The sequence below is a fragment of the Microvirga sp. genome, from assembly GCF_014699075.1.
In the GTDB taxonomy this organism is placed as follows: Bacteria; Pseudomonadota; Alphaproteobacteria; order Rhizobiales; family Beijerinckiaceae; genus Microvirga.
Genome location: NZ_JACXAB010000003.1, coordinates 150,787 through 174,036, shown reverse-complemented (window position 1 = coordinate 174,036; position 23,250 = coordinate 150,787). Strand labels below are relative to the sequence as shown.

At 62.0% G+C, this 23,250-nt stretch carries 21 protein-coding genes; 12 read left to right on the top strand and 9 right to left on the bottom strand.

Going from position 1 to position 23,250, the window contains the following annotated elements; translation table 11 throughout:
* Positions 1-311: 311 nt before the first annotated feature.
* The gene (locus tag IC232_RS06420; RefSeq protein WP_190844102.1) at positions 312-686 is read left to right on the top strand and encodes a hypothetical protein; all 375 of its coding nucleotides are present in this window, start codon (positions 312-314) and stop codon (positions 684-686) included.
* Positions 687-714: 28 nt separating this feature from the next.
* On the opposite strand, the gene IC232_RS06415 is transcribed toward IC232_RS06420, so the two are convergent.
* Complete coding sequence (locus IC232_RS06415) at positions 715-1,872, bottom strand: murein L,D-transpeptidase (protein ID WP_312895115.1); 1,158 nt, start codon at positions 1,870-1,872, stop codon at positions 715-717.
* Between the two features lie 359 nt (positions 1,873-2,231).
* On the opposite strand from IC232_RS06415, the gene IC232_RS06410 reads away from it, so the two are divergent.
* Positions 2,232-5,564: a DEAD/DEAH box helicase gene (locus IC232_RS06410; protein WP_190844100.1), complete on the top strand. Its 3,333-nt coding sequence runs from the start codon at positions 2,232-2,234 to the stop codon at positions 5,562-5,564.
* Positions 5,565-5,648: 84 nt separating this feature from the next.
* The gene (locus IC232_RS06405; protein ID WP_190844099.1) at positions 5,649-5,876 is read left to right on the top strand and encodes a hypothetical protein; all 228 of its coding nucleotides are present in this window, start codon (positions 5,649-5,651) and stop codon (positions 5,874-5,876) included.
* Between the two features lie 3 nt (positions 5,877-5,879).
* Here the strand turns inward: IC232_RS06405 and IC232_RS06400 are convergent, their stop codons facing one another.
* On the bottom strand, positions 5,880-6,437 hold the full coding sequence (locus tag IC232_RS06400; protein WP_190844098.1) for a histidine phosphatase family protein: 558 nt from the start codon (positions 6,435-6,437) through the stop codon (positions 5,880-5,882).
* Positions 6,438-6,575: 138 nt separating this feature from the next.
* On the opposite strand from IC232_RS06400, the gene IC232_RS06395 reads away from it, so the two are divergent.
* Positions 6,576-7,115 carry a transglutaminase-like cysteine peptidase gene (locus IC232_RS06395; protein WP_190844097.1) on the top strand — a complete coding sequence of 180 codons (540 nt, stop codon included), beginning with the start codon at positions 6,576-6,578 and terminating at the stop codon, positions 7,113-7,115.
* Positions 7,116-7,133: 18 nt separating this feature from the next.
* Here IC232_RS06395 and IC232_RS06390 read toward each other — a convergent pair whose 3' ends face one another.
* From IC232_RS06390 to IC232_RS06365, 6 genes are all read right to left on the bottom strand, one after another.
* Positions 7,134-7,955 carry an alpha/beta hydrolase gene (locus IC232_RS06390; RefSeq protein WP_190844096.1) on the bottom strand — a complete coding sequence of 274 codons (822 nt, stop codon included), beginning with the start codon at positions 7,953-7,955 and terminating at the stop codon, positions 7,134-7,136.
* Between the two features lie 11 nt (positions 7,956-7,966).
* Positions 7,967-8,665, bottom strand: coding sequence for an ABC transporter ATP-binding protein (locus tag IC232_RS06385; protein ID WP_190844095.1), 699 nt, complete (start codon positions 8,663-8,665; stop codon positions 7,967-7,969).
* Complete coding sequence (locus IC232_RS06380) at positions 8,665-9,420, bottom strand: ABC transporter ATP-binding protein (RefSeq protein ID WP_190844094.1); 756 nt, start codon at positions 9,418-9,420, stop codon at positions 8,665-8,667. Before IC232_RS06380 ends, IC232_RS06385 begins: the two co-directional genes overlap by 1 nt.
* Complete coding sequence (locus IC232_RS06375; RefSeq protein WP_190844093.1) at positions 9,413-10,444, bottom strand: branched-chain amino acid ABC transporter permease; 1,032 nt, start codon at positions 10,442-10,444, stop codon at positions 9,413-9,415. The genes IC232_RS06380 and IC232_RS06375 overlap by 8 nt, the downstream gene beginning before the upstream one ends.
* 10 nt (positions 10,445-10,454) lie before the next feature.
* On the bottom strand, positions 10,455-11,375 hold the full coding sequence (locus IC232_RS06370) for a branched-chain amino acid ABC transporter permease (RefSeq protein WP_190844092.1): 921 nt from the start codon (positions 11,373-11,375) through the stop codon (positions 10,455-10,457).
* Positions 11,376-11,512: 137 nt separating this feature from the next.
* Positions 11,513-12,688, bottom strand: coding sequence for an ABC transporter substrate-binding protein (locus IC232_RS06365; RefSeq protein WP_190844091.1), 1,176 nt, complete (start codon positions 12,686-12,688; stop codon positions 11,513-11,515).
* Between the two features lie 379 nt (positions 12,689-13,067).
* On the opposite strand from IC232_RS06365, the gene IC232_RS06360 reads away from it, so the two are divergent.
* The 8 genes from IC232_RS06360 to IC232_RS06325 all read left to right on the top strand — a co-directional run bounded on the left by IC232_RS06360 (position 13,068) and on the right by IC232_RS06325 (position 22,747).
* Entirely contained in the window at positions 13,068-14,717 is a 1,650-nt protein-coding gene (locus IC232_RS06360) for a benzoate-CoA ligase family protein (RefSeq protein ID WP_190844090.1), read from the top strand.
* Positions 14,718-14,806: 89 nt separating this feature from the next.
* Complete coding sequence (locus IC232_RS06355; protein ID WP_190844089.1) at positions 14,807-17,161, top strand: bifunctional salicylyl-CoA 5-hydroxylase/oxidoreductase; 2,355 nt, start codon at positions 14,807-14,809, stop codon at positions 17,159-17,161.
* Between the two features lie 7 nt (positions 17,162-17,168).
* Entirely contained in the window at positions 17,169-17,930 is a 762-nt protein-coding gene (locus IC232_RS06350) for an SDR family NAD(P)-dependent oxidoreductase (protein ID WP_190844088.1), read from the top strand.
* 1 nt (position 17,931) lies between these two features.
* Positions 17,932-18,441, top strand: a complete 510-nt coding sequence (locus tag IC232_RS06345) for a MarR family winged helix-turn-helix transcriptional regulator (protein ID WP_190844087.1) — start codon at positions 17,932-17,934, stop codon at positions 18,439-18,441.
* The gene (locus IC232_RS06340) at positions 18,441-19,274 is read left to right on the top strand and encodes an enoyl-CoA hydratase family protein (protein WP_210335264.1); all 834 of its coding nucleotides are present in this window, start codon (positions 18,441-18,443) and stop codon (positions 19,272-19,274) included. Before IC232_RS06345 ends, IC232_RS06340 begins: the two co-directional genes overlap by 1 nt.
* A gap of 1 nt (position 19,275) precedes the next feature.
* Positions 19,276-20,460, top strand: coding sequence for an acyl-CoA dehydrogenase family protein (locus IC232_RS06335; protein WP_190844085.1), 1,185 nt, complete (start codon positions 19,276-19,278; stop codon positions 20,458-20,460).
* Positions 20,461-20,474: 14 nt separating this feature from the next.
* Positions 20,475-20,924 carry a RidA family protein gene (locus tag IC232_RS06330; protein WP_190844084.1) on the top strand — a complete coding sequence of 150 codons (450 nt, stop codon included), beginning with the start codon at positions 20,475-20,477 and terminating at the stop codon, positions 20,922-20,924.
* Positions 20,925-21,010: 86 nt separating this feature from the next.
* On the top strand, positions 21,011-22,747 hold the full coding sequence (locus tag IC232_RS06325) for a mechanosensitive ion channel family protein (RefSeq protein ID WP_190844083.1): 1,737 nt from the start codon (positions 21,011-21,013) through the stop codon (positions 22,745-22,747).
* Positions 22,748-22,764: 17 nt separating this feature from the next.
* On the opposite strand, the gene greA is transcribed toward IC232_RS06325, so the two are convergent.
* Entirely contained in the window at positions 22,765-23,232 is a 468-nt protein-coding gene (gene greA, locus IC232_RS06320; protein WP_190844082.1) for a transcription elongation factor GreA, read from the bottom strand.
* Positions 23,233-23,250 lie beyond the last annotated feature (18 nt).

The window sequence follows — 23,250 nt, the reverse complement described above, 5'->3', positions numbered from 1 at the left end:
TCCGACGAAGCAAGCGGGAGGCGGGTCCATGGCATTGAGAAATGTGCTGAGCCTTTGTGGCCGAGTAGGCTTGGTCGTCGCTGCATTCATGTTCGTAGCCGGGATCGTTGCAGGTCCCGTGCTTGAGAAAATTCTGTTTTCCCCGCTTTCGGTGACGGAGCGCAATGTTCAGCCCGCGTTGCCTCCATCCGACACTCCTTCTGAACGGCAGGCGGGAAAGCCAGGCTAACGCCTTTTTAGAAGTCGGTGGGGTATAACCCACTTCATCGCCCATTCAGGCGGGAATGCAGTTCCATATCCGGGGACGCGCGATGAGCAGCGATACGATACTGAGGCAAGAAATTCGTTGTTCGCTCGGTTATATCCGCAGCATGATCGATAGCTATTCAGGCTTGTATTCAGGCGAAAATCTCGAGCGCGAAGTCCTGCGCTTCTGCGACGAGATGACGGGCATCGTTACGCCGCATCCGCGCTTGCAGGAGGCGAGGCACCTCGTGGAAGATCGCTGCAGGCGGCTTGCTCAGGACACAGACCGTTTCGCTCTTCGCGATCCAGCTGCGATCGCGGCTTCTCGCGCCCAAGCCATGGCTGCCATCGACATGCTTCAGGATGTGGTATTCGAATGGCGCAAGGCTCGCATGACGGTGCCGTCGTCAGGGCGGCTGCTACGCAGAAAGAGTTTGTGAGAGTCAGGCGTTCTGCGCTTCGAAGGTTTCAAAGCCGTTTGGTTTTGATGGATGCGGTCGCCGGCACGTCGATGGCCTCCGGTTCGGGCGCAGGCTCATTCTTCGGCATATCGAGTCCATACACATCGTTCCGGAAATGCACCATGCCGTCGGCTGTTGCATACCCCGTCAGATAAACCCACGCGACCGGAACAGGCTTGTCGAGACGAATGTCCTGGCGCGCCGTGCTGACGATGGCTGTGTCAATGCCTTCCTTCGTCCACGCTCCTGAAGGTCCGGCGGTGCCACGCAGCAGCCACTCGGCGAAGTCACCCACATCGGCAACACGGACGCAGCCTGAGGAATGGAAGCGTATGTCCTGTGCGAAAAGCTGCTTCTTGGGCGTGTCATGCATATAAACGGCATGCTTGTTCGGCATGTCGATGCGAATCTGACCGAGCGAATTGATTGCACCCGGATCCTGCCGGAGTGTGTAGTTGATGGCGTTCTGCGTCGACCAATCGATCGCTTTCGGGTCGACCTCCTGCCCCTTCGCATCCAGGATGCGGATCTTCATCTTCTGCAGATAATCCGCATCCTTACGAACATGGGGAATGATGTCCTTCTTGATCAAGGAGACCGGCACCGTCCACGTCGGATTGAGATTGATGGCCGTGACGCGGGTTTCAACACTGGGCGAGGGTCTGTCGGCCTTGCCGACGATGGCGACATAACGCCGGGCAACCTGGCCCTGCTCGATAGCCTCCACGGCAGCCGAGGGAATGTTGACCACGACATATCGGCTGCCGAATGAGAAGGTGGAACTCGCCAGCCGTTGTGCGGATGCGGTGAGCTGGCGATGGCGCGTTGCCGCGGGGATGTTGAGCGCCTCAAGTGTCCTTGCGCGCACGGCACCAGTTTCCGGCAGGCCATGTCGTGCCTGGAACTGCTTGACCGCGCCGATGAGAGCAGCGTCGAAGGTCGTGCCGCTCGCGAGTTCGGGCGAGAGATCTCCTTCGGCGATGAGGCGTTTCCTGAGAACCGGAACGAGTGGTCCCTTGTCGCCTGCCTTCATGATTGTCCCGTCAGGGAGCGAAGGCCAACCTCCGGCTTCGGCAATCCGCTTGTAGGTCCAGGCAGCCCGCATCGTGTTGATGAAGGTGCTGGCATCCAGAGTCGGGCGGGTATCCTGCGAAATCGCCGCCACCGGAAGCTTTGAGGGTGCCGGTGGGTTGGGTTTGGGGTCAGCCGGAACTGCAGCTTTCTGTCGCAGCTCAGGTTCTGAGGAGGGCGCAACAGGGCCTGACGGTTGGCGCGCCGGAACGGCTGTGGACACCGGTTCGGAGGCCGCCCACGTTTTGTTCAGGCTGCTGAGTGTCGAGCATGAGAGAAAGATCATGCTCAGGCTGACGGTGAGGCGTGTCGCATTCCGATAGGTCATAGGGAAACTATGGCCGAGGATGGTTTACAAAGTGCTGCTCCAGGAGAGGGCCATGGCTGTCTGCAACTGGTCTCAGGGCCAGAGCGTTGTCCCCGCCTCAGCCCTCTCGCCGCACGAGTTCCTTCATGCACATGAAGCCTGCTCCTTCCCAGGATATCCGGCGTATCGACCTGATCTTGCCGCCGTCCATAGGGCTTCATGCGGCACACCTGATCGAGCAGGCTTTTAACGGGGGGCATAGGCAGCTCGTCTATCTGTCAGGGGGCGAGAACAGGGCCGAGCAGATCGCTCAAGCTCTGAAGGGACTGGCCCCGGACTTGGATGTTTACCTCTTTCCACCGTGGGATTGTCTTCCCTATGACAGCACTTCGCCCTCACGGGAGGCGATGGGACGGCGCATGTCCATCCTCCGGCGCATGAGTGAGCCGGGGGAGTGGAGGCAGTTGCTGATCACGAGCAGCGCTGCCGCTATCCAACGTGTGCCTCCGCGGAGCATCTGGAAACAGGCCTGCCTCCAACTCGCGACAGGCGAAGCCTTCTCGCAGGATGAACTGGAATTCTACCTCCATCGCGCTGGGTATATCCTGGATGAGAGGGTGGACGAGCCTGGCGAAGCTGCCATCCGCGGACAGGTCGTCGATATCTTTCCTGCAAGCAGCTCCTTGCCCTATCGAATTGAGCATGATGGACAGATCATAGGTGCCATCCGCACCTATGATCCCGTTTCGCAGCGCACCGAGACAGAAATTGAACGCCTTCTCCTCGATCCCGCTTCCGAAGTTCTGCTCGACAGATCAGACGATCGGTCGCTGCCGGAACGCTTCGACGGAATCGAGCATCGGCTGCCGGAGCATTATGGGTCTCTTGAGACAATCTTCGATTATTGGCCGGATGCTCCGATCGTTATTGCCTCCGGAGCGGAGGAGCGGCGTCAGTTGGTGATGGAACAGGTCGCCGACGCTTACGAAAGCCGTATGTCGCTGCGAGCGGAGGGGAGTGGCGCTAATTCTGCCATGGCAACGGAGCGTCTATTCATCAGAGATGACGAGTGGCGGAAGATTTTGTGTGAGCGCCGTCTGACTCTCATCCATGCTCCATCAGAGGAGGAGGCCGAGCAGAGCGCTGTTCCGCGCTTTGCTGCGGCCGCGAGGACGGCGCATGCGCTTGCAAGTTTCGTTCAAGCACAGCAAGGCCTTGATCGCAAGCTCGTTCTGGTGGCTGCCACGGAGGACGACCTGAACCGCATAAGACGCCGGGTTCAGTCCCTGCAACTCAACCCAATCATGATCGAGCGCTGGAGCGACGCCGTTGCTGGGCCGCCGAAAGGCATCTTCGCCCTTCAAGCTGAGATCAGGAGCGGGTTCATCGACGACCGTCATGGCATTGCTGTTGTCACAGCGGCTGATGTTCTGGGGAGCCGCGCATCGAGCGGGTATGCCCAGGAAGTCAGGTCGACGGCTCGCCAATTCACCGACATGCAGTTTCAGATCGGCGATACAGTTATTCATGTCGATCATGGGCTCGGACTTCTGGAAGGAACCGAAACCATCAGCGCAGGTGAGGGGGGCATAAGCGATACCGTCCGGCTCGTTTATGCAGGCGACACAACCCTCATGATCCCAGCAACTGATATGGGCCGTGTGTGGCGCTATGGACGCATGTCCGAGTCGCTGCAGCTCGATAAGTTGAAGAGCGATACCTGGATTGCGAAACTTGCAGCCATTGAGGCAGAAACCCGCGAAGCGGCCCTACGTTTGAGCAAGCTGGTCAAAGAACGTGAGGCAGTGAAGCTCGAGCCGATCATTCCTCCATCACGCGAGTACGAACGTTTCGTTGCGCGCTTTCCCTTCTCGGAAACGCCAGATCAGCTTCGTGCCATAGAAGATGTTCTCGAAGACTTGGCGTCCGGACACCCTATGGACCGGTTGATTTGCGGAGATGTCGGATTCGGCAAGACGGAGGTCGCCCTGCGTGCCGCGGCAGCTGTGGCGCTTTCGGGCAAGCAGGTCGCCGTGATCGCGCCCACAACAGTGCTGGCGCGTCAGCATGTGCGCAGCTTCCAAAGGCGCTTTGCGGGCTTAGGCCTTGAGGTCGTCCATCTATCTCGCCTGGTGACGGCATCCGAAGCGCGTTCCGTGAAGAATGGCTTGGCCGACGGGTCGGTTCGGATCGTGATCGGCACGCACGCCTTGGCTGCCAAAGGCGTCGCCTTTAAGGATCTTGGTCTCGTCATCATTGATGAGGAGCAGAGGTTCGGGGCTGCCCATAAGTCAAAGCTCCGGGCGATAGCCTCACGCGGGCACGTGTTGACGCTGACTGCAACGCCAATTCCGCGCACCTTGCAATCGGCCCTGGTGGGTTTACAGGAGCTGAGCATCATTGCGACGCCTCCAGCCCGGCGACAGCCCATCCGCACCTTCCTGACGGAGTTTGACCCTGCGACCGCTCGGCAGGCTCTCATGCGCGAACGCCGCCGTCGTGGGCAGAGCTTCGTGGTCTGCTCTCGTGTGGAGGACATCGAGCCAATGCGCGAGCAGCTTGCAAAGCTCGTACCTGAACTGAAGGTCCTTGTTGCGCACGGCCAGATGCCGCCGGCCGAAACCGACGATGTAATGGTGCGCTTCGCTGATGGCGAGGGCGACGTCCTGCTCGCCACCAACATCATCGAAAGCGGTCTGGATGTTCCTCGCGCCAACACCATGCTGGTGTGGCGGGCTGATCGCTTTGGCCTGTCTCAGCTTCATCAGCTTCGCGGGCGCGTCGGGCGCGGTCGCATCCGCGGCACCACATATCTACTGACGGAGCCAGGGCAGCAACTGCCAAAAGCGACGGAGAAGCGCCTGCGCACGCTGGAAGCGCTCGACCGGCTTGGAGCTGGGTTTGCCATCAGCGCGCAGGATCTCGATCAGCGTGGAGCCGGTGCTCTTCTTGGGGAAGAGCAGGCGGGGCATATGAAGCTTATCGGAGCGGATTTGTACCAGCACCTGCTCAAGCGTGCCCTACGCGGCCAGACTTACGCAGACGATTGGACCCCTGAACTCAACATTGGCCTGACAGGCTCGATTCCGGCCGAGTACGTTCACGAGCCCGAGGTGCGAATCAACCTCTATGCTCGCATTGCGCGCATAGACATCTCCGAGTCCATTGACGACATTGAGGAGGAAATCGAGGATCGTTTTGGACCGCTTCCGGAATCCTTGGGGCATCTTCTGCGCCTCACGGACATGAGACAGATCTGCCGTCGAATGGGCATTGCTCGCATCGATGCGGGCCCTCAAGCGATCGCCCTGAGCTTCAGGCCGGGAGCTGCGGAGAAACTACCTGTGCAGGACGTCATCTCGGAGAACCAGGGAGCGCTTCGCTGGAGTGGGGAGCGGCTCGTCTTCGCAATCGCGGAGGAGCACGCCGATGAGAGGGAGAAGTGTATCCGTGACCTCCTGGTCCGGCTCGAACAATGAGACAAGCATGCTAGTCCGTTCATGCGCGAACGGATTGCGTCTGTAAGACTTATCCTTGGAAGTGGTAATCAGCGTGAGGAGCCGATGACCTCGGAAGAGATTAAAGAGTTGAATGCAGCACGGGAGAGCCTCGTGAAGCGCCGCAGGGAAATGGCCAGGCAGCTGTCCGAGGCACCTCTTCCGTCGGTCGAGATGGCCGAGGAGCTGACGAAGATCCTTGTCGCAATCGAGGCTCTCGACCGCGCTCTGAACGAAGCGGGCCATCCTTATATGAGCCAGGGCGTTGTCGATCAGCTCAGAGCCGAAGACTAGATCCTAGAGGCCTGCTCGTCCGACAATATCGAACCCTGAACCTGCCCGTAGCCTGAGGACGAGCATTTCGCCTTCGCTTGGAAAGATCCCGGTCAACGCCGTAATATTGACCTGATGGGTCACCAGTACGAGAACGCCGGTCGAGCGCCATTCCTCTATAATCCGGCGCACGGCCTGCGTTTGGGCAGGTTCCTGCTCGCGCCCCGAGAAGAACGAGTCCAGCGGCGCCGATGGCTGTGCCAAGCCGCCGAAGGCCAGGCGGGCGGTCTCCAGAGCACGGCACCAGCGGCTCGACAGCACCCGCTCAACAGGAACACTTCGGGTCCTGAACTGATCCCCGATGCGTTGCGCCTGTTGGCGGCCCTCATCAGAGAGATTTCGCTGCGTCGAGCAGTCGTCCAGCCTGAAGTTGGCCGGGTCGCCCGTCCCCGGCGCACGAGCGTGGCGAAACAGGGCCACCGTGCCTCCCTGCTGCAAAGCCTGCCAAGCCTCATCGGATGCCCAAGCGGCGTTGGCCCAGCCCGTCAGCATGATGATCACCAGACCCACAGGCCAGCGCATGAAAAGCTCCCGCGTCGAACGGTCAAGCTGCCTCAATGTTGTCTCATAAAGCAGCTCTACATGTCAGCAAGATAAAGCAGACCGAAGCGGATCTACAGCTTCGGCAGATGCCGACAAGTGGCACAGGGGGCATGTTCAATGATTTTCATCGCACGGAAGGCTGCGCTCGGCGTTGCTGCCGGCCTTATGGTTCTGCCAGTCGCCTCCGTCCAGGCGAAACCCGGCAGCTCATTCATCCTGACAGCCGATCGGATGTCGCAGATGCAGCAGATCAACAGTCATGTGAACAGCACCATCCGTGAGGTCTCGGACTTGGAGCAATATGGCCGTGAGGACGTGTGGGCGCTCCCCACCAGCGGTAAGGGTGATTGCGAGGATTTCGCGATGCTGAAGCGCAAGATGCTGATCGAGCGCGGCTGGCCCTCGTCGGCCCTCTCGATCACGGTCGGCGCCACCGCGCAGGGTGAAGCTCATGCGGTGCTTCTGGTCTCGACAGCCCAGGGACAATACATTCTCGACAATCTCACCTCGTCGATCCTTAGCCCGGAGAGGACAGGCCATGTGTTCCATTCGCGGCAGTCGGGTCGCGCATGGATCTCGGCCTCCGGACAGAGGACCAGCGAGCCCGTTGCGGATCTTCCGGTCGCTCAGGTAATCTCTCGCCGCACGCGAGGCTGATTTCACTGCGCTGCAGGATCAGGCCTCTGCGGCGAGCTCGACCAGGATGTCAACGAGCGGATCCGCCGAATCCGCAAGGCCGGCGATCACGTCAAAATGGTGGGCGCCTGGCACTTCGTGATAGCGGGTCGTCACTCCGGCTCTTCTCCATGTGTCCACGATGACGCGGGATTGGCGCAGGAACTCGCTGCTTTCCGCCCCGCCGACAACGGCGACAAGATTTCCGCGGCTTGGCGACGTCCATTCAAGAGGGCTGAGGCGGTGCGCCTCCTCGACCGTGAGCCCGAGTGCCTTGTTGATCGAGGTTCCTACCAGAGGCGGAAGATCGAACAGGCCGGAAATCGGCATGGCTGCCCGGACGGGGCGCTGCGACGGAGCTGACCGTGCCATGAGGCAGGCGGCCAAGTGCCCGCCGGCCGAGTGACCTGTGGCAACAATGGAGCGGCCTGTCCGCTGCATGATAAAGTCCGCTGCGGCTTCGATCTCAGTGATGATCTCGGCGAGTGTGGCTGCAGGCGCGAGGGTGTAGCTCGGCACCGCCACCGTCAGCCCACGCATGTTGGCGCCACGGGCGAGATGGCTGGAGGAGGATTTATCGAAGGCTTGCCAGTAGCCCCCATGGATGAACAGCACGACGGGACCGGCGCCATCGCCGTTCTCCGGGAAGAAGAGGTCGAGCCGGTGCCGCTCGCCAGGACCATAGGTTAGATCGAACTCGCCGCGAGCCGTCTCGCGATAAGCGGCGGCATCCCGCTGCCAGCCGGCAATATGAACGGGATGGTCCGGCACTCGCGCCCGATTGTTGTATTCAGCCTCGAAATCGAGGTCATCGGATGCCATGGCGTGTGTCCTTAGACGTGCAGATACCGGTCCTTGAGGCTGGCGTCAGTCATCAGCTCGTCACTGGTTCCCGTCCAGACCGAGCGGCCCTTCTCGATGATCACATGGCGATCGGCGAAGGTGGCCAGCACACCCACGTTCTTGTCGATGACCAGAATCGATTGGCGCTCACCCTTGAGACGCTTGAGGCAGGTCCAGATCTCGGCGCGGATCAATGGAGCCAAGCCCTCCGTCGCTTCATCCAGAATGAGCAATTTTGGGTTCGTCATCAGGGCGCGACCAATGGCGAGCATCTGCTGCTCGCCGCCTGAGAGCTGCGTCCCGAGATTGCTCCGACGCTCCTTCAGGCGCGGAAACAGGTCGTACACCGCATCCAGGGTCCAGCGGCGCGAGCCAGTTCGTGTGGATGCGGTGGCGACGAGGTTCTCTTCGACCGTCAGGGTCGGGAAGATCTGGCGCCCTTCCGGCACGAGGCCGATGCCGGTCTGGGCGATGCGATAGGGTGCGAGCCCTGTGACGACACTGCCCTCAAAGTGGACTTCGCCGCCACGCGGGCGCAGGAGGCCCATGATGGAGCGCACCGTGGTGGTCTTGCCCATGCCGTTGCGCCCGAGCAGCGTCACCACCTCGCCGGCGCCGACGTCGAGAGAGATGTCGAACAGAACCTGGGCTGCGCCGTAAGAGGCCTGGAGATGTCGGACGGAGAGCATCAGACCATCTCCTCGTCGCCAAGGTATGCAGCACGCACTTCGGGGTTGGCTCTGATCCGCTCCGGCGTGTCGGTAGCGATGACGCGCCCATAGACGAGAACCGAGACGCGGTCGGCCAGGGAGAAGACTGCCTCCATGTCGTGCTCGATGAGAACGATGGTCAAACGGTTCTTCAGGCGGCGCAGGGTCTCGACCACGCGTTGAGACTCGTCGTGGCCCGTTCCTGCAAGCGGCTCGTCGAGAAGGAGCAGCTTCGGCGCCGTCGCAAGGCCAATGGCAAGCTCCAGCTGGCGCTTCTCGCCATAGGACAGAAGCCCGGCCGGGATGTGGGCGCGTGCGCCGAGGCCGACCTCGCCGAGGCATTCCAACGCCGTGCCGTTCAGGTCTTTCTCCTGCGATGCATTGCCGAGGAAGCGAAAACTCGAGCCGGAGCGGGCCTGCACCGCTAGTGCCACATTCTCCAACGCGGAGAAACCGGGCAAGATCGACGTGATCTGGAACGAGCGTGCCAGCCCGCGTTCCACCCTCCGCGGCATGGCGAGATGCGTGATGTCCTCGCCGGCGAACAGGACCTGTCCTGAGTTGGACGGCAGCATCCCTGAGATCTGGTGAATGAGGGTCGTCTTGCCCGCGCCGTTGGGGCCGATGATGGCATGCAACTCGCCGGGCTCAACCGAGAGGCTGACATCATCGGTTACGACGAGCGCGCCGTAGTTCTTCCGCAGGTTGCGGAGTTCGAGCAGCGCCTCAGCCATGATGCGGCCTCCGCAGCAGACCCATGATCCCGCCCCTGACGAACAGCACGATCAGGATGAGCAGGGGGCCGAACACCATTTTCCAGTTCTCGGCAAGATGCGACCGTGTCTCTTCGCTCAGAAAGAAGCTCAAAGTATGGAGGATCTCAGGCAGAAACTCCTCCAGCAGCAGGAAGGCGGCGGCTCCGATGATTGCTCCGTGCAGGGAGCCGAGCCCGCCGAGCACCACCATGAAGATCAACTCGCCTGAACGCTGCCATGTCATGAAGGACGGACTGACGAATTCCGCCTGATTGGCCAGGAGGCATCCGGCGAGGCCTGCCATCATGCCGCTGATCACATAGGCCGCGAGCTGAAAGCGGAAGGGCCGGAAGCCAATGGCTTCCATGCGAATGGCATTTTCCCGGGTGCCGCGCAGGACGCGGCCGAACCGCGAGGCGGCGATCGAGCGGGAGAGGGCATAGACTCCAAACAGGCAGAGCAGGCACACCCAGTAGAAGGTGAAATCGTTCTCCAGCCAGTCGGTCCCGGCAACGAGGCTACGGGATGCGAGCGTCATGCCATCGTCCCCGCCATAAGGCGCAAGCGAAGTCGCAAGGAAGTACAGCATCTGCCCGAAGGCGAGGGTGATCATGATGAAGTAGACGCCCTTCGTCCGCAGGGAAATGGCACCCGTGACGAAAGCGAAGGCAGCAGAGGCAAGGAGCGCGACGGGGACCTGAATGAGAGCATCCTCGAAGCCGTGGCTCGCCAGGATGCCGACCGCATAGCCGCCAAGGCCGAGAAAGGCTGCATGGCCAAAACTCACGAGAGCGCCATAGCCGAGGATGAGATCGAGCGCCATGGCGGCGATGCCGAAGATCATCACCCGCGTGAGCAGGGACAGGACATAGCCTTCCGCACCGGAGTAGGCGGCGAGAAGCGGTGCCGCCGCAAAGGCGGTGAAGAGTACCAAGGGGACGATCTCCAGCCGCGTCGTGAGAGACGGGGCGGGAGCGGAGTGGGTTTCGGCGATCTCGGTCATGGCTCCGCCCTTAACGCTTGACAGGAAACAGGCCGGAGGGACGGAAGAACAGCACGGCAGCCATGAAGATGTAGATCAGCATCGGTGCGATGGCGCGCCCGGTCTGGCTCGCGGCTGCGGGATCGAGGACGAGGCGCAGCAGGTTGGGCGCGAAAGAGCGGCCGACCGTATCCACGAGGCCGATCAGGAGTGCGGCGAGGAAAGCACCACGAATCGAGCCGATGCCGCCGATGACGATCACCACAAAGGCCAGGATGAGGATGTTGTCGCCCATGCCCGGCTCGACAGAAAGGATTGGCGCGACCATGGCGCCGGCAAAGCCCGCCAGCATGGCGCCGAACCCGAACACCACCATGAACAGCCGCTGGATGTTGACGCCGAGCGCCGAGACCATCGCCGCGTTGCTGGCGCCCGCGCGCACCAGCATGCCGACGCGGGTGTGATTGACCAGAACGTAAAGCAGGGCCGCGATGACGAGACCGGCGGCGATGATGGCGAGCCGGTAGACCGGGTAGAGGAGCCCGTTAGCGATCTCAACCGATCCCGAGAGCAGTTCGGGCACGGGAACGCTTAAAGGTGCCGCGCCCCAGACGAACTTCACACCCTGGTTCAGGAACAGGATCACCCCGAAGGTCGCCAGCACCTGGTCGAGATGATCACGGTCGTAGAGGTGGCGGAACACGAGCGCTTCCAGGAGGAGGCCGAAGGCCAGCGCCGAGGGAAGGGCGAGGAGCAGCGCCCAGCCGAAGCTTCCAGTCCAGGTGCTGAACGCCGCGACCAGATAGGCGCCGACCATGTACTGCACGCCGTGCGCCAGGTTGATGAAGTCCATCACCCCGAAGACCAGCGTTAGGCCCGCGGCGATGAGGAAGAGGATGAGGCCGAACTGAAGGCCGTTCAGAGCCTGGACGAAAAAGAGGGTTGCTGTCATTGGCGCGTCACTGGCTGCTGGCCCTGCATCAACCGAGCCTCCGCTCGCATGCCCTCAGGCGAGGGCATCAAAAGGTGCACTGAAAGAGACGGCCTGTCTCAGAGGTCTCCGAGACAGGCCGGGTCAGCTCAATGAGCTTAGTTCGTCGGTGCGCATTCCTTGGCATAGGCGTCCGCATAGTTGTCGAACACCTTCTCGGCGATTTCCGTCTGCAGCTTGCCGTCGGAACGCTTGGCCGCCTTCACCAGATAAAAGTCCTGGACCGGGAAGCCGTTGGCGCCGAACTTGAAGTCGCCGCGTAGGGACTTGAACTCGGCCTTCTGGATGGCCGCGCGCACGGCGTCCTTGTTGTCGGTCTTGCCGCCCGTTGCCTTGAGAGCGGCATCGATCAGGAGAGCCGCGTCATAGGAGTGCATCGCGTAGGAGGCAGGCACCGTGTTGTAGGCGGCCTCGTATGCAGCGACAAACTTCTTGTTCTCCGGCGTATCCATGTTCGGGGCCCAATTCGAGCCGCTGAGCATGCCGATGGCGGCATCCTGCTGCGCCGGCAGGTTCGTCTCGTCCACCGTGAAGGCGGAGAGGAATGGGATGCGGTCTGCAAGGCCTGCCGCGCGGTACTGCTTGACGAGGTTCACGCCCATGCCGCCCGGCATGAACGTGAAGATGGCGTCCGGCTGCATGGAGGCGATTTTCGCAAGCTCGGACTGGAAGTCGAGGGTATTGAGAGGTGTGTAGGATTCCTCGACGATCTCACCCTTGTAGTGCCGCTTGAAGCCCGCCAGAGCATCCTTGCCGGCCTGATAGTTCGGGGCCAGCAGATAGACCTTCTTGTAACCGCGGTCCTGCGCCACCTTGCCGAGAACCTCATGGTTCTGGTCGTTTTGGTACGAGGTGGCGAAGAAGTACGGATTGCAGCTCTTGCCGGCGAGGTTCGAGGGGCCGGCATTCACGCTGATGTAGAAGGTCTTGGAGTCGACGATCGGCTTGTGGGTGGCGACCGCCACGTTCGAAAAGATCGGGCCGACAACGAAGTCGACCTTGTCGCGTTCGATGAGGCCTTTGACCTTCGTCACGGCAACATCGGGCTTCAGTTCGTCATCGACGACGATCACTTCGACGTCGCGTCCACCGAGTTTGCCGCCCAGATCCTTCATGGCGAGTTGGAAGCCGTCCCGCGCATGCTGGCCGAGAACGGCCGATGGGCCGGAGAGGGTGAGGAGAAGGCCGACCTTCAGCTTCTCCTGCGCCATGGCAGGCGCGGCAGTCAGAGTCACGGCCGCTGCAAGGCCAAGCGTTTTGATTGTTGCGTTCATCATAGTCTCCCGAGTGGCTGTTCCCTGCGCACGTTTGCCGTGCTTGCGTGATTGTTCCCGGCGGGACGTAAGGCGCCTCGACGGAAGGGGCGGCGCTAATCTGCCGCAAAACGTTGCTTGCGAACACTCCCTTTATCGGAGCCCTCGCACCGGCATCCCCAAATTTGGGATTGCCAAGTATTGTTTTAAGTTTAAAATAATTTCTGCCTTCTTCAAGTGGATTGTTTCGCTGGGGAAGGTTGGTGGGATGACGGCTGCGTGAGAGGCGGGACGAGGGAGCCTGAGGAGCGCGTTTGCGGCCCTCGGCGCATCAGGTCCCGGCTTCCCAGGCCCGCGCGGCATTGCTCTCCTGCTCCACAACCGAACGGAGGAGCGGACGATGGCGAACACGGCGCATGTGGATACCTTCGCGAGAGACAACCTTCCGCCCCGGGATCAATGGCCGGCATTCATCTTCAACCGACCCGAACTGCAGTATCCCGAGCGGCTGAACTGCGCCGCGGCATTCCTCGACAGGTGGGTCGAGGCGGGCAGGGGTGACGAGCCCTGCCTCATCAGCCCGGCCGAGACGCTCACCTACCGCGAACTTCAGGACCGGGTGAACCGGATCTGCAACGTGCTGGTCCAGAGGCTCGGTTTCGTGCCTGGCAACCGGGTCCTTCTGCGATCCGCCAACAACCCGATGATGGTCGCGGCCTACCTGGCGGTGCTGAAGGCCGGCGGTGTCGTCGTCGCTACCATGCCGCTACTGCGGGCCAGGGAGATCGCCTATCCGCTGAACAAGGCCCGCATCACGATTGCGCTTTGCGATCATCGCCTCGCGGAGGAGATGGAGCGCGCCAAGGCTTTGGCGCCTGATCTGCAGCACGTGGTGTATTGGGGCCCGGGCAAACCGGACAGCCTGGAGAGCTTGATCAGCGGGGCTTCAGCCGAGTTCGAGGCCGTCGATACGGCCGCGAACGATGTGTGCCTGATGGGCTTCACCTCGGGCACGACGGGCGAGCCGAAGGGCACCATGCATTTCCATCGCGACATGCTCGCGATCTGCGATGCCTATTCCCGCAACGTGCTGCGGCCCGAGCCGAGCGACCGCTTCATCGGCTCCCCGCCGCTCGCCTTCACATTCGGGCTTGGCGGCATCGTGCTGTTCCCCATGAGCGTGGGAGCCTCGACCGTGCTGCTGGAGAAGGCCGGTCCTGACGATCTTCTCCCGGCGATCATGCAGTATAAAGCCACGATCTGCTTCACGGCACCGACCGCCTATCGCGCTATGTTGTCGAAGCTGGAAGGCTACGACATCTCGTCCCTGCGCAAGTGCGTCTCTGCCGGCGAGCCGCTGCCGAAGGGCACGTTCGAGGCGTGGAGGGATGCAACGAACATCCGGCTGATGGACGGCATCGGCGCGACGGAAATGCTGCACATCTTCATCGCTGCCAGGGAAGAGGAGATCCGCCCCGGTGCCACCGGCAAACCCGTTCCCGGTTATGAGGCGAAGGTCATCGACGAAGAGGGGCGGGATCTTCCGCTCGGAAGTGTCGGCCGTCTCGCTGTCCGTGGGCCAACAGGATGTCGCTATCTCGCCGACGAACGGCAGGGCAAATACGTGCAGAATGGCTGGAACGTCACCGGGGACACCTACCTCATGGATGAGGATGGATACTTCTGGTATCAGGCGCGCTCCGACGACATGATCATCTCCGCTGGATATAACATTGCTGGTCCTGAGGTCGAGGCGGCGCTCCTTACCCACCCGGCTGTCGCGGAATGCGGCGTCGTTGGCGCGCCGGACGATGGCCGGGGCACCGTGGTCAAAGCTTACGTGGTCCTTCGTCCGGATCATGTTCCAAGCGCCGAGCTGATGAAGGCGCTGCAGGATCACGTGAAGCAGGAAATCGCTCCATATAAATATCCACGCCTGATTGAATTTGTGGACGCGTTGCCCCGGACTCAGACTGGCAAGCTCCAGCGTTTCGAATTGCGGCGCATCGCGCAGGACGTGTCCAAGCCGCAGGAGGCGATGAGTGCCTGACGATAAGGCCGGAAGCCTGGCAACGGGCTTTCAGGTTGATCGGAAATTGCTTTAAGCTTAAAATAAACGTGTAACTCGGACAGGATCCCATGAAAACGGCGATCATCGGCGGCGGCCCTGCTGGGCTGTATTTTGCAATTCTGCTGAAGAAGCTTCGGCCGGAATCCAGCATCACGGTCTATGAGCGTAACCGGGCTGACGAGACCTTCGGCTTCGGGGTCGTTTTTTCCGATGCGACACTCGACAATTTCGAAAAATACGATCTGCCAAGCTACCAGCGGATCGTCCGGGAGTTCGCCTATTGGGACGACATCGCCATTCATTTCAGGGACACCGAGCACCGGATCGGGGGTAACGGCTTCTGCGGATGCTCGCGGCGCACGCTGCTCCTGATCCTGCAGGATCGGGCGGAGGAACTCGGCGTCACGTTGCGCTACGAAGCGGATGTCGACGACGAGAGCCTGTTCGCTGATGCGGATCTGGTCGTGGTGGCCGATGGCATCAACAGCCGCTTCCGGGAGCGCTATGCGGATCACTTCCAGCCCGAGGTCGACCTGAGGCCCAACAAGTTCACCTGGATGGGTTCGACCAAGCCGCTCGACGCCTTCACCTTCATCTTCCAGGAGACCGAGTGGGGGCCCTTCATCGCCCATGCCTATCAGTACGAGGCGAACCGCTCGACCTGGGTGTTCGAGACCGACCCGGAGACCTTCGAGAGAGCCGGGCTGAAGGACAAGAACGAGGCAGAATCCGCCGCGCTCATGGAGCAGATCTTCGGCTGGTTCCTCGGCGGGCACCGCGTTCTCACCAACCGTTCGATCTGGCGCAATTTCCCGATGATCCGCAACAAGCGCTGGGTCATGGGCAACAGGGTGCTGCTTGGCGACGCCAAGGCCTCGGCGCATTTTTCCATCGGCTCGGGCACGAAGCTCGCCATGGAGGATGCCATCGCGCTCTATGAAGCTATCCGCCGCGAGCGGAGCGTGGAAGGGGCCTTGGCGCTCTACGAGACGGGACGGCGCGAGGAGGTGGAGAAAACCCAGCACGCGGCTGACGTGTCGCTCGTGTGGTTCGAGCATGTGGCCCGCTTCTGGGACTTCGACCCGGTGCAGTTTGCTTTCGGTGTGATGACCCGCGCCAAAGCGATCACCTACGACAACCTGCGTCTGCGGGCGCCCGATTTCGTCGCGGCCGTCGATCAGACCTTTGCCAAACAGGTGCGCCGGCAGGGCTTCGACGTTGCGGTCGAGAACCCCACGGTCCCCATGTTCCAGCCCTACCGCCTGCGCGAGATGACGGTCGCCAACCGGGTGGTGGTGTCGCCCATGGACATGTATTCGGCGAAGGACGGCGTGCCGAACGACTTTCATCTTGTGCATTACGGCTCCCGTGCCACAGGCGGGGCGGGGCTCGTGTTCACGGAGATGACCTGCGTCTCGCCGGAATCCCGCATCACGCTAGGCTGCACGGGACTATGGAACGACGAACAGGAGGCCGCCTGGAAGCGCATCGTCGACTTCGTTCATGCGAACTCGGAGACGAAGATCTGCCTGCAGCTCGGCCATGCAGGCCGTAAGGGCGCCACCAAGCTGATGTGGGAGGGCATCGACCGGCCGCTGGAGGAGGGTGCCTGGGACATCTGCTCCGCATCGCCCATTCCCTACTTCCCGGACAGCCAGATGCCTCGCGAGGTGACCCGGGCGGAACTCGACACCATCAAGGTGCAGTTCGTCGAGGCTGCCATCCGTGGCGAGCGCGCCGGCTTCGACATGCTCGAACTCCACTGCGCGCACGGGTACCTGCTGGCGAGCTTCATCTCGCCGCTCACCAACCGGCGCACGGACGAATATGGAGGATCCCTCGAAAACCGCCTGCGCTATCCGCTGGAGGTTTTCGAGGCCATGCGTGAGGTCTGGCCTGCGCACAAGCCCATGTCGGTTCGCATTTCTGCGACCGATTGGGCCGAGGGAGGCGTCACTGGTGAAGAAGCGGTCGAGGTTGCCCGCGCCTTCGCAGAGCATGGAGTCGATCTCGTTGATGTTTCGACCGGGCAGACCGTGCGCGAGGCACGGCCGATCTATGGGCGCATGTTCCAGACGCCGTTCTCGGATCAGGTTCGCAACGAGGCCCGTGTCGCCACCATGTGCGTCGGCAACATCACGACGGCCGACCAGGTGAACACGATCCTGGCTGCGGGCCGTGCGGATCTCGTGGCGCTCGGACGTCCGCACCTCGTCGATCCGTTCTTCACCATGAAGGCTGCGGCCTGGTACGGCGCGGCCGGCATTCACTGTCCGCCGCAGTATCATGCCGGCCGGGATCAGATCTTCCGCAATTCCGTGCGCGACCGGCAGGATCTGGAGGAGCTCAAGATCAAGGCCAAGCCTAAGACCCGCGCTGAGCTGAAGATGGAGGCCGGTGAGAAGCCTCTGGCGGCAGAGTGAGACGATCATGACAACTCTCAAAGGCCGGCATGCACTGGTCACGGGCGGCGGCCGCGGAATCGGAAGGGCCATCGCAGCCTCTCTCGTAAAAACCGGGGCGACTGTGACTATCGTGGGGCGCAACCCTGCGACGCTCGAGCAGGCCATCATGCATGGCGATGCTCACGCGGCGGCCGTGGCTGATGTCTCGGATGCTGAAAGAGTGCAGGCCGCCGTGGAGGAATCGGTCTCGCGCTACGGCCCTGTCGATCTGATGATCGCCAATGCCGGCGGGGCGGCTTCCGCACCTTTCATGAAATCCGGCCCAGAGGTCTTTCGGCAGATGCTGGATGTGAACCTGCTCGGCGTCACGAACGTGGCTCAGGCGGTGCTGCATTCCATGACCCAACGAGGTTTCGGACGCATTGTTGCCGTCGCTTCGACTGCGGGTCTGAAGGGCTATCCTTATGTGAGCGCTTACTGCGCCGCCAAGCACGCCGTGATCGGCTTCGTTCGCGCCCTGGCGCTCGAGACCGCCAGAACCGGCGTGACGGTGAATGCCGTCTGTCCGGGTTTTACCGACACCGATCTCGTGGCAGAGAGTCTCGGGACGATCATGGCAAAGACCGGCAGGACACGAGAGGAAGCCCTTGGAGAGCTTGTGAAGCACAATCCTCAGGGCCGATTGATTGACCCGTCGGAAGTGGCCGGTGCAGTGCTTTGGCTCTGCAGCGAGGAAGCACGCTCCGTGACGGGGCAGGCCGTCGTCGTGGCCGGGGGGGAGATCTAGGATGGACGATCAGGCCATTCCGCTCGACGCCGAAACCAAGGCCGTCGAGATGCCGGAGGATCACCGGGAGGAACTGCGCCTCTGGCTGCGCCTTCTCACCTGCACCACCCTCATCGAAGGCGAGGTGCGCCGTCGCCTGCGAGAACAGTTCGACGTGACTTTGCCCCGTTTCGACCTGATGGCTCAACTCGACAAGGCACCCGATGGCATGACCTTGTCCGACCTCTCCAAGCGCATGATGGTCTCGAACGGCAATCTCACTGGTCTCGTCGACCGGTTGGTCGCCTCCGGTCATATCGTGCGCACTGCTTCTCCGACGGATCGCAGAGCGTCGGTGATCAGCCTGACGCAGAGCGGACGCGTCGAGTTTCGCGCCATGGCGGCGGAGCACGAGCACTGGATTGCGGAGCTGTTCGGTGATCTGACGGAGAAGGAACGGGGCGAGCTCATGCGACTTCTTGGAAAAACCAAGCTGTCGGCACGGCGTGCCATCCAGGGAGAAGGCCAGTGATGCAGTTTGCCAATTCCGTTACGCTGCCGCTCGCAACGTATGAGCCACGTCATTTTCTCCTGACCGTTGACGGACCTGTTGCAACGGTCACGCTCAATCGTCCGGAGAAGAAGAACCCGCTCACCTTTGAGAGCTATCGCGAGCTGGCGGATTTCTTTCATGCCTGTGCGAAGGACGAGGACGTCAAGGTTATTGTTGTGACCGGTGCCGGTGGCAACTTCTCGTCCGGCGGCGATGTCTTCGAGATCATCGGTCCGCTGGTCGAGATGAATACGAAAGACCTTACCGCCTTCACTCGCATGACCGGAGAACTCGTGAAGGCAATGCGGGCGGCGCCTCAGCCGATCATCGCGGCCGTCGAGGGCATCTGCGCCGGCGCAGGCGCGATCGTGGCCATGGCCTCCGACATCCGTCTGGCGGCCCCCGGCGCAAAGGTGGCATTCCTGTTCAACAAGGTGGGCCTTGCAGGCTGCGACATGGGCGCCTGTGCCATTCTCCCTCGCATCATCGGTCAGGGACGCGCCTCGGAGCTGCTCTATACCGGTCGCTTCATGAGTGCCGAAGAAGGCGAGCGGTGGGGCTTCTTCAGTCGCGTTGTCGATTCCGGTGAGCTTCTGGGCGAAGCGCGTAATCTGGCCCAGATGATCGGCACCGGGCCGACCTACGCCAACACGATGACGAAGCGCATGCTCGCGATGGAATGGGCCATGTCGGTCGAAGAGGCCATCGAAGCCGAGGCGGTGGCCCAGGCCCTGTGCATGACGACCGAGGACTTCGCCCGCGCCTATCGCGCCTTCGCGGCGAAGGAAAAACCGGTCTTCAAGGGAGATTGACGTGGTCGATTCGAGCTTTCTCTCCTGGCCCTTCTTTGAGGCCCGCCATCGGCAGTTTGCCGAGGGTTTGCGCGACTGGGCTGCACGGGAGATCCGTCCTCTTGTCGATCACCATGACGTGGACGCGTCCTGCCGCAATCTCGTACGCCGCCTCGGCGAAGGCGGATGGCTCAAGGCGGTCGTGCCTCAGGCCTATGGTGGCCTGACACCGACCTTCGATGTCCGCACCCTGTGCCTTGCCCGCGAGACGTTGGCCTGTCAGGACGGGCTGGCGGATTTCGCCTTCGCCATGCAGGGTCTCGGAACGGGCCCGATCACCCTGTTCGGCTCGGAAGCGCTGAAGGATCGGTACCTGCCGCCGGTTGCCCGTGGCGAGTCCATTGCAGCCTTTGCATTGTCGGAGCCGGAGGCCGGATCGGATGTGGCCGCCATGAGCATGACGGCGACGCCCGACGGGCCGGATCATGTGCGCCTCGACGGCGTGAAGACGTGGATTTCGAATGGCGGCATTGCGGACCATTACGTGGTCTTCGCCAGGTCGGACGAGGCTCCTGGAGCAAAGGGTCTGTCGACCTATGTGGTCGATGCGCAGACACCGGGGCTGACGATCGAGAACCGGATCGATGTCATAGCGCCTCATCCTCTCGCGACACTTCGATTTGAGGGATGCCGCGTGCCGCTTTCGCATCGCATCGGAGGTCCGGGAGATGGGTTCAGGGTGGCCATGGCGACGCTCGATGTCTTTCGCTCGACCGTGGGAGCAGCGGCACTCGGGCTAGCCCGTCGCGCCCTCGACGAGGCGCTGCAGCACGCTTCCTTCCGCAAGCTCTTCGGGGCTCCTTTGGGAGAACTTCAGTTGACGCAAGCCTCACTGGCCGACATGGCCACCGGTGTCGATACGGCTGCGCTCCTCGTCTACCGCGCGGCGTGGACCAAAGATCTGGGGGCGGAGCGCGTCACCCGCGAAGCCGCCATGGCGAAGATGCACGCCACGGAAGAGGCGCAGCGCGTGATCGACAAAGCAGTGCAGATCTTCGGCGGTCTCGGCGTGACCAAGGGCGTGAAGGTTGAGGAGCTCTATCGTGAGATCAGAGCCTTGAGGATTTACGAGGGAGCGACTGAAGTGCAGAAGATCGTGATTGCACGGGAGCTCCTGAAGATGCACGCACAGCAATCCAAGCATTGAGAGAGAGAATGCCGATGACAGCCGCTGTTGGAGGGGCTCCCTTGCCCGTCGCTGATGATGGGCCCGAAGTTCTCAACCCGAAGCACTGGCCGACCCCGAAGGGCTATGCCAACGGCATGATGGCGGAGGGCAGGGTCGTCGTCACCGGCGGTATCGTCGGATGGGACGAGAAAGGTGTTTTCGCCGATGGCTTCGTCGCGCAGGCGCGCCAGATCTTCGAGAATGTCCGGGCGATCCTGGCCGAGGGTGGTGCGGAGCCGCGGCATCTGGTGCGGCTGACCTGGTATGTGGTCGATATCGAAGATTATCTTACAAATCTGCGCGAACTCGGCCGCGCCTATCGGGACGTGTTTGGCACCCATTACCCTGCCATGGCGCTCGTCCAGGTCGTGCGCCTCGTGGAAAAGGCCGCTCGGATCGAAATTGAAGCGACCGCCATTGTTCCCCATCGGGCGGCACCCTGAGCGGGAATGAAGGCTGGCGTCGGTTGGAAGGTCCCTTCTGATGGACTAGGATGGCGGTCCTTGGATCCCACGGCCGGGGACGCGCCATGATGACCTCCCTGCGACGAGCACTACGCGAGATGGCAATCCCGCTGGTCGGCGCGCTTCTGTTGGCCCTGTTCATCGCCTTGCAGGTTCTAGGGACACCTCAGGCACTCGGCGGTCTCGGCTTCCTCTCTCCGGCGCAGACATCGAGCCCCAGGGCAACCCTGGAAAGCTTCCGCGCCGACGCATCGCGGGCAACGGCTCTGCTCATGGAGGCTTATCGGGAGAGCAGGTCCGAACCCGGCCTGTCCTTGAGCGAGAGCGCCACCCGGAAAGCCGCTGAGGCCGAGGCCCTGCTGGCCAGGGCCTCCCAGACCCTAGACCTGCGGGATATCCCTCCGGTTGAACTGGAGCACCGGCGGCTTGAATCCGTCATTCTCCTGAAAGAGATCCTCGATCGTGTCCCATTGCCGGGCTCAGGCACGATCCCGGGTGACGATGAGGTCGCGGCAAAGCCGCCGGCAAGCTGGAATGTGCCCGGAACGGATCTTCGGATCGTGCGCGTGGCAGATGGCGCGAGGGCCGGGGAGTACCTCTTCTCCGGCGGGACCGTGCTGGGACTCGAGAGCTTCTATCGCATGATCCGCAGCGAGCCCAACCTGAGCGGCGCAAAGACCGATTTCTATGACTTCTTCAGCCAGTCGCCCGGCCATCTGCTGCCGCCGAAATGGTTTGGCGTGATCGAAGCCCTGCCGGCATCCCTGAAGGTAGAGATCGAGGGGCAGGCAGTCTGGCAATGGATCGCGTTCTTGCTCCTGACAGGTCTCGCTGCCGTAGCCGTCCTCGGAGTGCGCTTGCTGGCGCGCGATGCGGACGCCTCGCAAAGCGGAATAGTGCAGGTCTTGGCGGGTGTGATTGTGCCTGGTGCCGTCGCAGTGGCGGCTTTGTTCGTGCGCTATATGAGCGACAACCAGATCAACCTGACAGGCCGGGTCAACAACTTCGTGGAGGAGGTTGCCGAAGGCATCGCCTATATCGCCATGATCTGGGCCGTCATTGCGTTCTCCAACGCCGTTGCCGGAAGGCTCTACCTGACGGCGACGAAGAGCATCGATGCTCATCTGGCACGGGCTGCGGTTCGGGTTGCCGGCCTTGCCGCCGCCGTTACCCTTCTCATCTACGGCGCCTCCCATCTCGGCATTCCGCTCGCCGGTCTCCTGGCCGGTTTGGGGGTTGGTGGTCTGGCAGTTGCTCTTGCGGCCAAGCCGACTCTGGAGAACTTCATAGGAGGTTTGATCCTGTATGCAGATCGGCCGGTTAGAGTGGGGGATCTGTGCCGGTTCGGCACTCTCGAAGGCCGCGTCGAGGAAATCGGCATCCGCTCCACCCGGATCAGGGGCCTCGACCGCACCCTGATCACGATCCCGAACGCCACCTTCGTGAACATGAACATCATCAACCTGACGAACCGGGATCGAATGCCTTACGACCGGGTCATCGGGCTGCTCGCTACAGATACGGCAGCGATCCGCCACGAGATCGAGGCCGTTGCTGCCCTTGTGGCGGAACACCCGAGAATCGAGCGCGGCTCCGTCCAGGCGAGGCTGCGGGAAGGGCATGAGGAGAAGCCGAAGGTCGAGATCTGCGCTCTGATTACGACCTCGAAATGGAGCGACTTTTTGCAGATCCAGCAGGAGCTCGACCTCATGCTGCGCGACAGGATGCTGGCCTCTGCGGCCGCAAACGATGCAACCTCCGGCGCGACGGACAATGTCGTGCCGCTCAAGGATCCTGCATGAGCTGAGGCGTGCGGATCTCAGATGGCGATTGAGACGATCTCGGCCTGACCTTGCCCGACGGCAACCGTATCTCCGACCTCCGTGCCCATGAGGGCCTGAGCCAAGGGTGAGATGTAAGAGAGGCTGCCTTTGGCCGGATCGGCCTCATCCTCACCGACGATGCGGTAGGTCTGTCGTCGTCCGTCCTCGCGCTTGAAGGTGACTTCGGCTCCGAAGCGGACATGAGACGTGTCCGTGGGCGGAGGCACCACCTCGGCTGAGACCCTGCGGGCCGACCAATAGCGCAGATCGCGGGAGAGACGGGCGACCTCAGCCTTGTCGTCCCTGACCTGGGCGTCCGTCAGGCGCTTCTCAAGCGACGCGATTTCAGCATCCATGCGGGCCAGACCTGCCGGTGTGACGAGATGGTGAGGACTGATCGACCGGTCAGGCAGGTCCTCGAAGGCTTCTCCGCCCTCAGCTTCACGAACAAAGGCACGACTCATGGCGCTTCCTCCGCCTGG